The sequence below is a fragment of the Pseudomonas sp. MB-090624 genome, assembly GCF_003205245.1.
Lineage (GTDB): Bacteria > Pseudomonadota > Gammaproteobacteria > Pseudomonadales > Pseudomonadaceae > Aquipseudomonas > Aquipseudomonas juntendi.
Window position 1 is genome coordinate 72,394 of the sequence record NZ_QJRK01000029.1, and the last position, 15,013, is coordinate 87,406.

Consider the following 15,013-nt stretch of genomic DNA (forward strand, 5'->3'; position numbering starts at 1 on the left):
GGGCTTCGTGCAAAAGAAAAGTCGCACAGTCTAACCCATCCGCACTCGCCATGCGCCGCGGCAGTACCCGGCGCAACCGCCGTGTGATAAAACCACCGCTCTGCCCAACTGCCACGGATGCCCCATGTCGACGCCCAGCAAACCCCTCGCCGGCCTCAAAGTTGTCGAACTCGGCACACTGATCGCCGGGCCATTCGCCTCGCGCATCTGCGCCGAATTCGGTGCCGAGGTGGTCAAGGTCGAGTCGCCCGATGGCGGCGACCCGCTGCGCAAGTGGCGCAAGCTGTACGAAGGCACCTCCCTGTGGTGGTTCGTGCAGGCGCGCAACAAGCAGTCGCTGACCCTCAACCTGAAACACCCCGAAGGCCGCGAGGTATTGCAAAGGCTGCTGGCCGACGCCGACATCCTGATCGAGAACTTCCGCCCGGGCGTGCTCGAAAAGCTTGGCCTGGGCTGGGATGTGCTGCATGCGCTCAACCCTGGGCTGGTCATGGTGCGCCTGTCGGGCTTTGGCCAGACCGGGCCAATGAAGGACCAACCAGGTTTTGGTGCCGTAGGCGAGTCGATGGGCGGCCTGCGCTACATCACCGGCTTCGACGACCGGCCACCGGTGCGCACCGGCATTTCGATCGGCGACTCGATCGCCGCCTTGTGGGGCGTTATCGGCGCGCTGATGGCGCTGCGCCACAGGGAGGTCAACGGCGGCCAGGGCCAGGTGGTGGACGTAGCGCTGTACGAAGCCATCTTCGCCATGATGGAAAGCATGGTCCCGGAATTCGATGTATTCGGTTTTATCCGTGAACGCACCGGCAACATCATGCCCGGCATTACCCCCTCCTCCATCCACACCAGCGCCGACGGCAAGCATGTACAGATCGGCGCCAACGGCGATGCGATCTTCAAGCGCTTCATGCAGGCCATCGGGCGTGCCGACCTGGCTGACGACCCAAGCCTGGCCAGCAACGATGGCCGCGACCTTCGCCGGGATGAGCTGTACGGGGTGATCGACCGCTGGGCCAACAGCCTGCCGCTGGAAACGCTGATGCAGGTGCTGACCGCCGCCGAGGTCCCGGCCAGCCGGATCTACTCCGCCGAGGACATGTTCAGCGACCCGCAGTACCTGGCTCGGAAAATGTTCCTCCAGGCCAAGCTGCCCGACGGCAAGCCATTCAAGATGCCTGGCATCGTGCCCAAGCTGTCGGAAACCCCAGGTTCGAGCGAATGGGTGGGCCCGGCCCTTGGCGAGCACACCGAGGCACTGCTGGCCAGCCTTGGCTATGACGCGGCGGCCATCGCCAGCTTGCGCGCCGCAGGCACGGTCTGAACCAGGCGCAGCCCGGCCGCATGCGCGCCGCCCGCCGCCTACGCCCGCTGGTCCTGCTTTGCGGGCTGATGGCCGCATTGCTGCTGCACCCTGCCATTGCCAAGGAACGCCTGTTCTGGCTGGTGCGTGACCTGCCACCATTCACCATTTTCGACGGCCCGGAGCAAGGCCGAGGGGTAATCGACCAACTGCTGCCCCTGTTGATTGCGCAGATGCCCGAGTACGACCACGCCATCCAGCGCGTCACCCGTGCCCGCGGAATCCAGATGCTGCAGGACCGCAACACCTTCACCTGCGACCCGACGCTGCTGTGGACACCCCAACGTGAGGAATATGTGCAGTTCTCCCTGCCCTCCCTGGGCGTGCTCAGTGGCGGCCTGGTGGGCCGCAAGGAAAGCCAGGCACTGGTGGCCCCCTATCTGCAGGGCCAGCAGGTAGACCTGCATGGCCTGCTGAGCAAAACCGCACTGAAACTCGGGGTCGTTGCCGAACGCAGTTATGGCCTGCAGATCGACAGCATTTTGCGCCAGCTGCCAGACACTGTGCTCAGCCGCCATTACGGTAACGAAGCCACCGCCAACCTGCTGCAGATGCAGCAGTTGGGGCGCCTGCGCCTGGTGCTCGGCTACTGGCCTGAGGTGCGTTACCTGATCCAGCAGCAAGGCGCCGCGCTGGCCGATTATCAGTTTTATCCAGTGCAGGGGGTGGAGCGCTACCAGTTTCTGCACGTGGGGTGCTCGGACAGCGAACTGGGGCGCGCGGCAGTGGCGCATATCGACCAGTTGCTGCTTGCGTTGCGACGGGACGTGCTGCCTGGGCTGTATGCCCACTGGCTGGATCCGGTCTCGCGCAGAAACTACCTGGAAGAAAGCAAGCGTTTCTTCGAAGCACATTAAATGCCTGCACCGGCCCTGTCGCGGGCAAGCCAGCTCCAGAGAAAATTGCATAACTTATTGATTTAGCGGGGACTTTGTGGGAGCGGGCATGCCCGCGAAAAATCCAGCGCGGTGGCTGGCACCGGCTACGCCGTTGTTCGCGGGCACGCCCGCTCCCACACAGGCCGCGTCGCGCTTACGAATTGAGTCCGCGGCGCGACAGGGCCGGTAGAGAACCCAGAAAAAAGAAACCCCGGGCGCTGGGGAAGGACGCCCGGGGTCAAGCGAAAGCCCTTGAGGACTTCCCGTGGCAGTTTTGCCAGCGCCGGAGCAAAGCGCTGGCTGGCTGCCCCTACTGTGTCAGATGAATCCTTTAGGCAAAGGTTCCCTGCGGTTGCTGGCATTGTTGCAGCGCAGCGATCACGCAAGGCTGCAGCCGCCCCTCGGCTATCTGCAGGTCACGGTGCAAACCATCCACCAGGTCGATCAACAGGCGGTGTTCCTGTAACTGGCGCTCACTGACAGTGCGCTGCAAGGTCACCCCCGTGAGGCCGCCTTGAACCGTGAGTTGGCGATTACCGTTGGCATCGGCAACGCCGAGGTGGGTCTGATAAGGGCTCAGTGCATCGTTGAGCAGGCTGCAGATTCTTTCCATCCGGTTCACTCGCTGCGTGGTGGGATATAGAGCAACTGACCCGCGGGCACAGCGGAAAGTTCGCCTTGCTATGGCCCTTGTCGATGCCGCGCCTGCAGCGTCTGCAGGGCGCGCTGCAGGCGCGGCATCGACAACGGCCAGGGCAGCTCGGCGAGTACCCACAGGCCTTGATTGCGCGCCTCTTGGGCCAGGTCGAAACGCTGCGGCGCAGGCTGGCCGACGAACAACAGGGCACGGGCCTGGGCCAGACGTGCGAGCAGGGCACGGCCGGCCCTGGTTGGCATGGCGTGGTCGAGAATCAGCAGGTCTGGGCGGCGTTCGGCGCCAAGGCGGGCATCCAGTTCAGCGGTGGTCGCGCTGATGCGCACAGCGAACACGCCCTGCGCGTTGAGGGCCTGGTGCAGCAGGATCTGGTGCGATGGGCGTGCCTGATGAATCAACACGACGGTCTGGTGCATGAGCCGCTCCTGATGGGAGGACCGGCTAATTTAGGCGCTGGTGAATGCCGCCTGAATAGGATGATTCTGATTAAGCTGCGGGAACTGGCTATACCGCGTCAGCTGAAGCCAACGCGGTTGCCTGCAGGAGCGGCCTTGTATCGCGACGGGGCTGCGCAGCAGCCCCAGGCACAGCCATTACAATGGCTTGCCGCGGTTGCCATGCTGGCTGACAAAGCCCTGTACCGCTTTCAGGTCATTGGCCAGCACCGTGCAACGCTCCTCACGGCTGAACAGGTCGCTGAGGTGCGCCGGCAGCTCGAGTGCCTTGCCCACACCGGCCTTTTCTACCGCTTCAGGGAACTTGACCGGGTGCGCGGTACCCAGCACCACCATCGGCGTGTCCAGGTTGCGGCGGCACTCACGGGCGGCCTTGACGCCGATCGCGGTGTGCGGGTCGAGGACCTCGCCAGTGGCAGCGAACACCTCGGCGATGGTCTCGCAGGTCTGTTCGTCGCTGACGGCCAACGAATCGAACAGCTTGCGGGCTTCGGTCCAGCGGTCCTGCTCGACGCTGAAGCCGCCACCCTGCTTGAAGTTGGCCATCAGTTCGGCAATTGCGCCACCGTTGCGGCCGTGCAGGTCGAACAGCAGGCGCTCGAAGTTGGACGACACCATGATGTCCATCGACGGCGACAAGGTGGCGTGCAGGGTTTCCTTGACGTACTGGTTGCCGCTCATGAAGCGGTGCAGGATGTCGTTGCGGTTGGTGGCCACGATCAGCTGGCTGACCGGCAGGCCCATGTTGCGCGCCAGGTAGCCGGCAAAAATGTCGCCAAAGTTGCCGGTCGGCACCGAGAACGCCACGGAACGCGACGGCCCACCCAACTGCAGGGCGGCATGGAAGTAGTAGACGATCTGGGCCATGATGCGCGCCCAGTTGATCGAGTTCACGGCCACCAGGCGGGTGCCCTTGAGGAACGACTGGTCGGCGAAGCTGGCCTTGACCATTTCCTGGCAATCGTCGAAGTTGCCTTCGATGGCGATGTTGTGGATGTTGTCACCGAAAATGGTGGTCATCTGCCGCCGCTGTACTTCCGACACGCGCTGGTGCGGGTGCAGGATGAAGATGTCGACGTTGTCGCAACGGCGGCAGCCTTCGATGGCCGCGGAGCCGGTGTCACCACTGGTGGCGCCGATGATCACCACGCGCTCGTTGCGCTTGGCCAGCACGTGGTCGAGCAGGCGCCCGAGCAGTTGCAAGGCAAAGTCCTTGAACGCCAGGGTTGGGCCGTGGAACAGCTCGAGTACCCATTCGTTGCCGTTCAACTGGCGCAGCGGGGCCACCGCTGCGTGGGCGAACTCGCCGTAGGTTTCTTCGAGGATCTTCTTGAAGTCGGCGTCGGCGATGCTGCCTTCAACGAACGGGCGCATGACCCGGAAGGCCAGTTCGTGGTACGGCAGGCCGGCCCACGAAGCGATTTCTTCCTGGGTGAAACGTGGCAGGTTTTCCGGCACATACAGGCCGCCGTCACTGGCCAGGCCAGCCAGCAGCACGTCTTCGAAATTCAGGGCCGGTGCCTGGCCGCGGGTACTGATATAGCGCATGGGTGCAAACCTTTGGTTTGAGCGGCAAGCTTCGAGCTGCAAGCGACAAGAAAAAGCCGAACGGCGTTGCTCTTGTGCCTTGCGTCTCGCCCTTGCCGCGAATTAACTCTATTCGAAGCCTCAACACTGCACTGCCTTTCTTGCAGCTTGCAGCTTGAGGCTTGCCGCTTAGTTGAGCTGCTCGACGCGAATGCGCACAACCTTGCCGACCACGTCCTGCAGGGCTTCCAGGGCGACGATGGCATCATTGATGCGCTGCTCGACCACGCCGTGGGTGACCAGGATCATCGGTACCAGGCCGTCCTGTTCCTCGGCTTCCTTCTGCATGATCGACTCGATGTTGATACCACGCTCGGAAAGGATGCTGGCCACCTGGGCCAGCACGCCTGGGTGATCCTTGGCCTGGATACGCAGGTAGTAGGCGCTCTCGCAGGCTTCGATCGGCAGGATCGGGTGGGCCGACAGCGAATCGGGCTGGAAGGCCAGGTGCGGTACGCGGTTTTCCGGGTCGGAGGTCATGGCACGGACCACGTCGACCAGGTCGCCAACCACCGACGAGGCGGTTGGCTCCATGCCGGCACCGGCACCGTAGTACAGGGTCGAACCTGCGGCGTCACCGTTGACCATCACGGCGTTCATCACGCCGTTGACGTTGGCGATCAGGCGGTCGGCGGGGATCAAGGTCGGGTGCACGCGCAACTCGATGCCTTCCGCGGTGCGCCGGGCCACGCCCAGGTGCTTGATGCGGTAGCCGAGGGCCTCGGCGTAGTTCACGTCAGCGGTGGTCAGCTGGGTGATGCCTTCGGTGTAGGCCTTGTCGAACTGCAGCGGAATGCCGAACGCGATGGAGGCGAGGATGGTCAGCTTGTGCGCAGCATCGATGCCTTCGACGTCGAAGGTAGGGTCGGCTTCGGCGTAGCCCAGCGCCTGCGCTTCGGCCAGCACATCGGGGAAGGCCCGGCCCTTCTCGCGCATTTCGGTGAGGATGAAGTTGCCGGTACCGTTGATGATGCCGGCCAGCCAGTTGATGCGGTTGGCTGACAGGCCTTCACGGATGGCCTTGATCACCGGGATGCCGCCGGCCACGGCCGCTTCGAAGGCGACGATCACGCCTTTTTCGCGGGCCTTGGCAAAGATTTCGTTGCCGTGCACGGCGATCAGCGCCTTGTTGGCGGTGACCACGTGCTTGCCGTTCTCGATGGCCTTTAGCACCAGGTCGCGGGCGATGGTGTAGCCGCCGATCAGCTCGATGACGATGTCGATCTCGGGGTTGCTCGCAACGTCGAACACATCAGCGGTAATGGGGGTACCGGTAATCTGGCAGTTCGGGTTCTGCGAGCGCATGGCGATCTGTGCCACTTCAATACCGCGCCCGGCACGACGGGCAATCTCCTCGGCGTTGCGCTGAAGTACATTGAAGGTTCCGCCACCGACGGTCCCCAACCCACAGATGCCTACTTTGACCGGTTTCACTGTGAACTCCCCATTGAACGGCCGGCACCTTGCCGACCGTGAAACATGCCGTCACCCCATGACGACGGCGTACTGAATTGGATTACTTGGCCAGTGCCAGCTTGGCGACCTGTGGTGCCGGCTGGTAGCCCGGAATGACCTGGCCGCTTTCCAGCACGATGGCCGGCGTGCCGTTGACACCGATCGACTGGCCCAGCTGGAACTGCTTGCCGACCGGGTTGGCGCACTTGGCCGCCTTGATTTCCTCGCCTTCGACCATTTTGTCCATCGCCGCGCGGCGGTCGCTGGAGCACCACACCGCCTGCAATTGCTGGTCACCCGGCGAACCGAGGCCCTGGCGCGGGAAGGCGACATAGCGCACTTCGATACCGCGGCGGTTCAGTTCAGGCACTTCGGCGTGCAGCTTGTGGCAGTACGGGCAGGTGGTGTCGGTGAAAACGGTGATATGCGACTTGGTTTCGCCCTTGGCAGGATAAACCACCATCTCGGCGGCTGGAATGCCGTTGATGAGCTTGGCCACGCCTTGGCGTTCGGTTTTTTCGGTAAGGTTGACCGGCTTGCCGTTCTGGATCTGGAACAGATACCCCTGCATCACGAACTGGCCATCGGCGCTGGCGTAGAGCACCCGGCCGCCCTGGAGCGTGACTTCGTACAGGCCGTTCAGCGGGCTGCTGGCCACGCTTTCCACGGGTACTTCCAGCTCGAGGTTTTGCAGTGATTTACGGATGGCCTGCTCGGCACCGGCATTGCTGTCGGTTGCCGCGGCAAGCGCAAAGGTACTGGCCAGCGCCAACGCGGCGGCGGCGAAAAACTGGGTCACGCGCATGGGAACTCCTGAAGGCGGACAGGGACCGGAGGGCGCCACCGGCGAAAAAGAGCGGTGAGCGTGCGGCCCTTGGTGCAAACCGCCCAAGCCTACCACATCACGCTGCTGGTGAAGGGCCTGGCAAGGACCGGTCGGCGGAACATGAAAAACATTCATCCACGCGGGTGGTGCTGGGCGTGCAACTGTTGCAGGCGAGCCTTGGCCACATGGGTGTAGATCTGCGTGGTCGACAGGTCGCTGTGGCCCAGCAGCATCTGCACCACGCGCAGGTCGGCGCCATGGTTGAGCAAATGGGTGGCAAAGGCATGGCGCAGCGTATGCGGGGACAGCGGCTTGTCGATACCGGCCACGCGGGCATGGTGCTTGATGCGGTGCCAGAAGGTCTGGCGGGTCATCTGCTCGCCGCGAAGGCTGGGGAACAGTACATCACTGGGGCGGCCATTGAGCAGTTCGGCACGGCCACCGCGCAGGTAGCGCTCCAGCCATACCACGGCTTCTTCGCCCATGGGAACCAGGCGCTCTTTGCTGCCTTTGCCCATGACCCGCAGCACGCCCTGGCGCAGGTTGACCTGGTCGAGGGCCAGGCTGACCAGTTCGGTGACGCGCAGACCACAAGCGTACAGCACTTCGAGCATGGCGCGATCACGCTGGCCGATGGCCTCGCCCAGGTCCGGGGCCTGCAGCAGGGCTTCGACGTCCGCTTCGGACAGCGACTTGGGTAAAGGCTTGCCCAGTTGCGGCATGTCGACCTGCAAGGTCGGGTCGATGGCCACCAGCTTTTCCCGCAACAGGTAACGGAAGAAGCCGCGCAGGCCGGAGATGAAACGTGCCGTGGAGCGCGGCTTGTAGCCCTGCTCCAGGCGCCAGGCCAGGTGGTCGAGGATCAGGTCGCGGCCAGCGTCGGGCAGCGCCACGGAGCGCTCATGCAGCCAGCCGTTGAACAGGGCCAGGTCACTGCGGTAGGACACGCGGGTGTTGTCGGACAGGCCTTTCTCAAGCCACAGGGCGTCGAGGAACTGGTCGATCAGGGGGTGGTCTAGGGCGGGCATTCAGGGCTGCTGGGTGTTGGAGATGGGGCTAGTGTTTCACAGCAGCCTGGGGGTTGTCTGTACCGGCCTCTTCGCGGGCACGCCCGCTCCCACAGGGCCTGCACAGGCTTTGAATGCTTTGCATGGCTTGTAGAAGCGAGCGCGCCGGCGAAAGGGCCAGTGCAGAAGAACTCAGGCCTGGGGCAAAACCGGCACCGGGCGCTTGTCCTCGTCGATGGCGACAAAGCTGAACACCCCATGGATCGCACGCTCACGGCCGTCCAGGTACATGTTTTCTACGAACACATCCACTTGCACCTGCAAACTGGTGTTGCCGACCTTGATCACCGTGCCCACCAACTCGACGATCGAGCCGGCCGGGATCGGGTGCTTGAAGTCGATGCGGTCGGTGGACACGGTCACCAGCGGCAGGCGGCAGAAGCGCGTGGCAGCGATGAACGACACCTCGTCCATCCAGGCCAGCGCAGTACCGCCGAACAGGGTGTTGTGGTGGTTGGTGGTGTTGGGGAACACCGCCTTGGTCACGCGGGTAACCGACAGTTCGGTGCGGCGCTGAATTTCCTGGTCTCGGGTAGTCATCGCAATTCCATCTTCTGAAGGTTGAAAAAGCAAAAAAGCAGCCCGAAGGCTGCTTTTCTCTCGCTAGGCGGCCTCGGCCACCGGGCAAACTGTACTCAGGACAGTTTTTCCTTGATGCGAGCGGCTTTGCCGGACAGGTCGCGCAGGTAGTACAGCTTGGCTTTACGCACGTCACCACGACGTTTCACGGCCAGGCTGTCGATTTGCGGGCTGTAGGTCTGGAAGGTACGTTCTACGCCAACGCCGCTGGAGATCTTGCGCACGGTGAAGGCGCTGTTCAGACCGCGGTTACGCTTGGCGATAACGACGCCTTCGAACGCCTGCAGACGGGAACGCTCACCTTCCTTCACTTTAACCTGAACGACAACGGTGTCGCCTGGCGCGAAGGTCGGGATTTCCTTGCTCATCTGCTCGGCTTCGAGCTGCTGGATGATCTTGTTGGTCATGCTGTGCTCCTAAGATGGATACGCGATCCACCATCGATACGTTTAACTATCGTCCCGCTCGCGGAGATATTCCTCGAGCAGCTTCTTCTCTTCTCCAGAAAGCGAGCGACTTTCCAGAAGATCGGCGCGTCGTTCGAAGGTCCTACCAAGGGACTGCTTCATCCTCCAACGCCGGATGTGTGCATGGTTGCCACTTAGCAACACGTCGGGAACACGCTGATCCGCATACACCTCAGGCCGGGTGTAGTGCGGGCAATCAAGCAGACCGTCGGTAAAGGAATCCTCTTCCGCCGAGTCCACATGCCCTAAAGCTCCGGGCAGCAGCCGCGTAACCGCATCGATCAGTACCATGGCCGGCAGCTCGCCACCGGAAAGCACATAGTCACCAATCGACCACTCCTCATCGACATGAGCCTCGATAAAGCGCTCGTCGATGCCCTCATAACGACCGGCGATCAGGATCAACGACTCCTGTTCGGCCAGGCCTTTGACCGCTTGCTGAGTCAGCTTGCGGCCTTGTGGCGAAAGGTAGATCACCTTCGCCGCAGCTCCGGTTGCCTGCCTGGCGCTAACCAGTGCATCTTCCAGAGGCTTGATTTTCATCACCATGCCCGGACCACCGCCAAACGGCCGATCATCTACCGTGTGGTGACGATCTGTGGTGTAGTCCCGCGGGTTCCAGCAAGTCACCTGAAGCAACCCTTGTTTCACCGCGCGGCTGGTAATGCCGTACTCCGTGATGGCCGAGAACATCTCGGGGAACAACGTGATGACATCTACGCGAAGGTTACCCATCGTTTAGAAATCCGCGTCCCACTCAACCCGCATCGTGCCTGCTTCCAGGTCGATTGCCAGCACGCATTGCTCCGTATAGGGCAACAGCCGCTCGCGATCATCCAGGCTGCCCGCACAGGGCTTGACCACCATTACATCGTTCGCGCCAGTCTCCAACAGGTGATCGACCTTGCCGAACAGGTGTTCGTCCTGGTTGATGACCTTCAGACCCACCAACTGGTACCAGTAGTACTCGTCGGCAGCCAGGTTGGGCAAAAGGCTCCGCGCAATGCAGATTTCGTAACCACTCAGAAGCCGGGCTTCATCACGATCATCGAGGCCTTTCAGTTTCACGACCAGGCCCTTTTGGGAGCCACGACCGCTGACCAGCTCGACCTGCTTTACCTTGCCTTCGTGCCGAAGCGTCCAGCGCGGATAATCCAACAGGTTTTCAATCGGATCGGTAAAGGAATACACCTTCACCTCGCCGCGAACGCCGTGAACCGAAAAAATCTTGCCAACGACGATGAGGTCGTCAGCCTTTTCTGGCGTCGCGTTCATACGTTTCAGGCAGCGGCCTTGGCAGCGTCCTTCAGCAGCTGAGCAACGCGCTCAGACGGCTGTGCGCCCTGGCTCAGCCAGTAGGTGACGCGCTCCTGGTTGACCGACAGCTTGACTTCGGCGCCCGATGCGATCGGGTTGAAGAAGCCAACGCGCTCAACGAAACGGCCGTCACGGGCGTTACGCGAGTTGGTCACGGTCAGGTGGTAGAATGGGCGCTTTTTCGAGCCGCCACGGGCCAGACGAATGGTTACCATGTGAACATCGTTCCTATAGTCGGTGTTGCAGTTTTTACTGCAAATCTGAATGCCAAATAGGCACACGGGTGCCCAAAAGGCCGCATATTCTCGGGGAATACACGGACATTTGCAAATGACTTTTTCGGCAAGGCACCGCCCCGCCGTCCAGATTTGCCGGTTGCGCCGCGAAATTCGCGGCCGTTGCCCCGCCATGGCGGGGGTTCTGGGCGCCTGCCCGACGAAAGGCAGGCACCCGGAATATGTGTTACAGCTTGGGCATGCCGCCGCCCGGGAGCATACCGCCCAGGCCGCGCATCATCTTGGCCATGCCGCCCTTGGCAGAGAACTTCTTCATCATCTTCTGCATCTGCTTGTGCTGCTTGATCAGCCGGCCGATGTCCTGCACCTGGGTACCGGAACCCAGGGCGATACGGCGCTTGCGCGAACCGCTGATCAGGTCAGGGTCGCGGCGCTCGGCCGGGGTCATGGAGTTGATGATCGCTTCCATCTGCTTGAACTGCTTCTCGGCCGCGCCCTGGGCGTTGCCCATCTGCGACAGGTTGACCCCGCCGATGCTCGGCAGCTTGTCCATCAGGCCACCCAGGCCGCCCATGTTCTTCATTTGCTGCAGCTGGTCGCGGAAGTCTTCGAGGTCGAAGCCCTTGCCCTTCTTCAGCTTCTTGGCCAGCTTGTCGGCCTTGGCCTTGTCGATGGTCTGCTCGGCCTGCTCGATCAGGCTGAGCACATCGCCCATGCCCAGGATGCGCGAGGCCACGCGGTCGGGGTGGAACGGCTCGAGGGCCTCGGTTTTTTCACCCATACCGATGAACTTGATCGGCTTGCCGGTGATGGCACGCACCGACAGCGCAGCACCGCCACGGGCGTCACCGTCGACCTTGGTCAGTACCACGCCGGTCAACGGCAGCGCCTCGCCAAAGGCCTTGGCGGTGTTGGCGGCGTCCTGGCCGGTCATGGCGTCGACCACGAACAGGGTTTCGATCGGCTTGACCGCAGCGTGCAGCGCCTTGATCTCGGCCATCATGTCGGCATCGATGTGCAGGCGGCCGGCGGTGTCGACGATGACCACGTCGATGAACTTGAGCTTGGCTTCGCGGATGGCCGCTTCGGCAATGGCCACCGGCTTCTGGCTGATGTCGGACGGGAAGAAGGTGACACCGATGTCGTTGGCCAGGGTTTCCAGCTGCTTGATCGCCGCCGGGCGATAGACGTCGGCGGACACCACCATCACGCTCTTTTTCTTGCGCTCCTTGAGGAAGCGCGCCAACTTGCCAGCGGTGGTGGTCTTGCCGGCGCCCTGCAAGCCGGCCATCAGTACCACGGCAGGCGGGGCGGCATTGAGCGCCAGGTCTTCGTTGGCCGCGCCCATGAGGCTTTCCAGCTCGGCCTGCACGATCTTGACGAACGCCTGGCCCGGGGTGAGGCTGCGCGACACTTCGGTGCCGACCGCACGGTCCTTGACGCTGTTGACGAAATCCTTGACCACCGGCAGGGCGACGTCGGCCTCGAGCAGGGCCATGCGCACTTCGCGCAGCGTGTCCTTGATGTTGTCTTCAGTCAGCTTGGCCTTGCCGGTGACGTGGCGCAGCGTCTGTGACAGGCGGTCGGTCAGGTTTTCGAACATGGTGATCCTTTCAGGCCCAGTAAAAGCCGAGGTTTGTCAGGCGCCTGCAGGGAAAAGCATACCCGCCAGGCACAGCAAGGCGGCGATTATAGCGAAGTGCGGCGGCGGCGCCCACCTTGGCTTCCGAGCGGCAAGCGGCAAGCGGCAAGCTACAAGCTACAAGCTACAAGCTACAAGCTACAAGCAAGAGCCGATGCGCGGAATGGCTGCTTTTTCTTGAAGCTTGCCGCTTGAAGCTTGAAGCTTGAAGCTTGAAGCTTGAAGCTTGCCGCTTGAAGCTTGCCGCTTAAAGCCCCCCGCTTCAGGCTTGCAGCTTCCAGCTTGCAGCTCACTATGCCAAACTCCGTCTCTTTAAGGCTCGCCAATCAGGACTTATGTTCTCCTCACCCAGCCTCATCCCCAACCTGATCGCCGCCGGCCTTTATATAGCAGCGGCCATCTACCAGGGCTCATACCTCGCCCAGGGCCGCAAGGCCGACAAGCGCCTGCTCGGCCTGCTCGGTGCCGTTGCGGTGCTGGCCCAGGCCGGCGCACTGTTCTTCCAGTTGATCACCCCACTGGGCCTGAGCCTGGACTTCTTCAGCGCAGCCAGCCTGATCGCCGTGGCAGTGATTGCCCTGACCCTGCTCGCCTGCCTGCGCATACCGGTGGAAAACCTGCTGGTGCTGCTGTTCCCGCTGGGCGCAGTAACGGCCTTGCTGGCGCAGTTCGCGCCACCCGGCACGGTGCCACTGATCGACGAGGAGCCGGGCATTCTTGCGCACATCCTGTTGTCGATCCTGGCCTACGGGCTGTTCACCATTGCCGTGTTCCAGTCGCTGCTGCTGCTGCTGCAGGACCGGCAGCTGAAGAACAAGCACCCGTCCGGGCTGATCCGCAACTTCCCGCCGCTGCAAACCATGGAAAGCCTGTTGTTCGGCTTCCTCTGGGCCGGCTGGTGCCTGCTGTCGCTGTCGCTGATCTCCGGCTGGCTGTTCCTCGAAAACCTGTTCGCCCAGCACCTGGTGCACAAGACCTTGCTGGCCTGCGTTGCCTGGGTCGTATTCAGCGTGCTGCTGTGGGGGCGAACCCGCCTGGGTTGGCGCGGCCACAAGGCCATTCGCTGGACGCTGGCCGGTTTCTGCCTGCTGATGCTGGCCTATTTCGGCAGCAAGCTGGTTCGCGAATTCATTCTGCATATCTGACGGCCACCCATGGACACCCTGCCGTACGCACCGCTACTGGTCACGCTGGCATTGGCGCTGCTCTGGGCAGCGCTGTTCACCGCTGTGGACGTTGCGCGCCTGCAACTCACTAGCGCGCTACGCAGTGGCGATGATGGCCAGCCAGCGTTGCCCGCCCAGGCGCTGGTGCTGTGCGCCAGCCTCGGCAAACTGCTGGTCCTGGGCCTGGCGTGCCTGGTCGGGCAGCGCTACGACGGCGAGCACGGTTTCTGGCTGGCCGGGCTGGCCGCTGCCGTGGCCTTGCTCGTGTTTGCCGAGTTCCTGCCGCGGCGCCTGGCGCGGCGCAACCCGCAAGCACTGGCCGGCCTGGGCGTAAGCCTGCTGAAAGCGCCGCTCACGCTGCTGCAGCCGTTCGCCTGCCTGCTCGACGGCTGCGCCAAACTGATCTTGCGCCCGTTCCGCGCGCAACCAGCGGCAGTGCCCCTGCACCCGCAGGAAGATGACGACCCGGATGAGAACGAGCGCCACGAAGCGCCCCGCAACGGCCTGCTCGACGGCCTGCAGGCGCTGGACAAGGTCACCGTCAACGACATCCTGGTGCCGCGCAGCGAAGTGGACGGCATCAACCTCGACGAGCCGATCGAGCGCATCATCGAACAGCTGATCGTCAGCCGCCACACCCGCCTGCCGGTGTACCACAACGACATCAACCAGGTTGAGGCGATCCTCAACACCAAGCTGATCAGCCATTTGCTGCCCAAGGCCGAGTTGACCCTGGAGGCGCTGCACGGGGCCTGCTACGAGCCGTATTTCGTGCCCGAAAGCACACCGCTGCAAATGCAACTGCTGAACTTCCACAAACAGCAACGGCGCCTGGGTGTGGTGGTGGACGAGTACGGCGAAGTGCTGGGTATCGTCACCCTGGAAGACATTCTCGAAGAAATCGTCGGCGAGTTCGAAGACGAACAGAGCCTGGAAAACCCGCACGTGCATCCGCAGCCCGATGGCACATTCGTCATCGATGGCACTGCCTCGCTGCGTGAAATCAACCGCAGCCTGGGCTGGCACCTGCCCTGCGACGGTGGGCCGAAAACCCTGAACGGCCTGGTGACCGAAGCACTGGAAAGCATTCCCGAAAGTGCCGTTTGCCTGAAGATCGGCCGCTATCGCCTGGAGATCCTCGAAACCGAGGACAATTGTGCCAGCAAGGTACTGGTGTGGACCCTGGCGCGCTAGCTATACTCGCCCCACGCTTACCCAGCCCCGCCGCCACGCCTGCTACCCGCACCCGGCGTTTCACGGCCAGTCCGCCCCACTGACACGCCCCGCGGTCCTGCTTCCACACCCTGAACAGTGCCCGCC

At 62.8% G+C, this 15,013-nt stretch carries 17 protein-coding genes; 4 read left to right on the forward strand and 13 right to left on the reverse strand.

Features of this window, described 5'->3' with window-relative positions; genetic code table 11:
* The first annotated feature begins 124 nt into the window (after positions 1-124).
* Both DMX12_RS17090 and DMX12_RS17095 read left to right on the forward strand, forming a co-directional pair.
* Positions 125-1,324, forward strand: coding sequence for a CaiB/BaiF CoA-transferase family protein (locus tag DMX12_RS17090; protein WP_110678878.1), 1,200 nt, complete (start codon positions 125-127; stop codon positions 1,322-1,324).
* Positions 1,325-1,344: 20 nt separating this feature from the next.
* Entirely contained in the window at positions 1,345-2,220 is an 876-nt protein-coding gene (locus DMX12_RS17095; protein WP_110678880.1) for a TIGR02285 family protein, read from the forward strand.
* Between the two features lie 352 nt (positions 2,221-2,572).
* On the opposite strand, the gene DMX12_RS17105 is transcribed toward DMX12_RS17095, so the two are convergent.
* The 13 genes from DMX12_RS17105 to DMX12_RS29325 form a co-directional block, all read right to left on the reverse strand.
* Positions 2,573-2,854 carry a DUF3509 domain-containing protein gene (locus DMX12_RS17105; protein WP_110678884.1) on the reverse strand — a complete coding sequence of 94 codons (282 nt, stop codon included), beginning with the start codon at positions 2,852-2,854 and terminating at the stop codon, positions 2,573-2,575.
* A 68-nt stretch (positions 2,855-2,922) separates the two neighbouring features.
* On the reverse strand, positions 2,923-3,312 hold the full coding sequence (locus tag DMX12_RS17110) for a response regulator transcription factor (protein ID WP_110678886.1): 390 nt from the start codon (positions 3,310-3,312) through the stop codon (positions 2,923-2,925).
* Between the two features lie 177 nt (positions 3,313-3,489).
* On the reverse strand, positions 3,490-4,899 hold the full coding sequence (thrC, locus tag DMX12_RS17115; RefSeq protein WP_110678888.1) for a threonine synthase: 1,410 nt from the start codon (positions 4,897-4,899) through the stop codon (positions 3,490-3,492).
* Between the two features lie 168 nt (positions 4,900-5,067).
* Positions 5,068-6,372: a homoserine dehydrogenase gene (locus DMX12_RS17120; protein ID WP_009683447.1), complete on the reverse strand. Its 1,305-nt coding sequence runs from the start codon at positions 6,370-6,372 to the stop codon at positions 5,068-5,070.
* A gap of 82 nt (positions 6,373-6,454) precedes the next feature.
* A complete protein-coding gene (locus tag DMX12_RS17125) occupies positions 6,455-7,198 on the reverse strand; it encodes a DsbC family protein (protein WP_110678889.1) in 744 nt (247 codons plus the stop codon).
* A 152-nt stretch (positions 7,199-7,350) separates the two neighbouring features.
* Entirely contained in the window at positions 7,351-8,247 is an 897-nt protein-coding gene (xerD, locus tag DMX12_RS17130) for a site-specific tyrosine recombinase XerD (protein WP_029888037.1), read from the reverse strand.
* Positions 8,248-8,418: 171 nt separating this feature from the next.
* The gene (locus tag DMX12_RS17135) at positions 8,419-8,826 is read right to left on the reverse strand and encodes an acyl-CoA thioesterase (RefSeq protein WP_009683444.1); all 408 of its coding nucleotides are present in this window, start codon (positions 8,824-8,826) and stop codon (positions 8,419-8,421) included.
* A 95-nt stretch (positions 8,827-8,921) separates the two neighbouring features.
* Positions 8,922-9,272, reverse strand: coding sequence for a 50S ribosomal protein L19 (gene rplS / locus DMX12_RS17140; RefSeq protein WP_003252148.1), 351 nt, complete (start codon positions 9,270-9,272; stop codon positions 8,922-8,924).
* Positions 9,273-9,314: 42 nt separating this feature from the next.
* On the reverse strand, positions 9,315-10,067 hold the full coding sequence (gene trmD, locus DMX12_RS17145; protein ID WP_003252146.1) for a tRNA (guanosine(37)-N1)-methyltransferase TrmD: 753 nt from the start codon (positions 10,065-10,067) through the stop codon (positions 9,315-9,317).
* Between the two features lie 3 nt (positions 10,068-10,070).
* Positions 10,071-10,607, reverse strand: a complete 537-nt coding sequence (gene rimM / locus DMX12_RS17150) for a ribosome maturation factor RimM (RefSeq protein ID WP_009683442.1) — start codon at positions 10,605-10,607, stop codon at positions 10,071-10,073.
* Positions 10,608-10,612: 5 nt separating this feature from the next.
* Positions 10,613-10,864, reverse strand: coding sequence for a 30S ribosomal protein S16 (gene rpsP / locus DMX12_RS17155; protein ID WP_008094480.1), 252 nt, complete (start codon positions 10,862-10,864; stop codon positions 10,613-10,615).
* Positions 10,865-11,111: 247 nt separating this feature from the next.
* Entirely contained in the window at positions 11,112-12,488 is a 1,377-nt protein-coding gene (gene ffh, locus DMX12_RS17160; RefSeq protein ID WP_009683441.1) for a signal recognition particle protein, read from the reverse strand.
* Between the two features lie 170 nt (positions 12,489-12,658).
* Entirely contained in the window at positions 12,659-12,820 is a 162-nt protein-coding gene (locus DMX12_RS29325; RefSeq protein ID WP_156089071.1) for a hypothetical protein, read from the reverse strand.
* A 42-nt stretch (positions 12,821-12,862) separates the two neighbouring features.
* On the opposite strand from DMX12_RS29325, the gene DMX12_RS17165 reads away from it, so the two are divergent.
* A complete protein-coding gene (locus DMX12_RS17165) occupies positions 12,863-13,672 on the forward strand; it encodes an inner membrane protein YpjD (protein WP_009683440.1) in 810 nt (269 codons plus the stop codon).
* Between the two features lie 9 nt (positions 13,673-13,681).
* Positions 13,682-14,887 (forward strand): transporter associated domain-containing protein, encoded by a 1,206-nt coding sequence (locus DMX12_RS17170; protein WP_110678891.1) that lies wholly within the window; start codon positions 13,682-13,684, stop codon positions 14,885-14,887.
* The last annotated feature ends 126 nt before the right edge of the window (positions 14,888-15,013 follow it).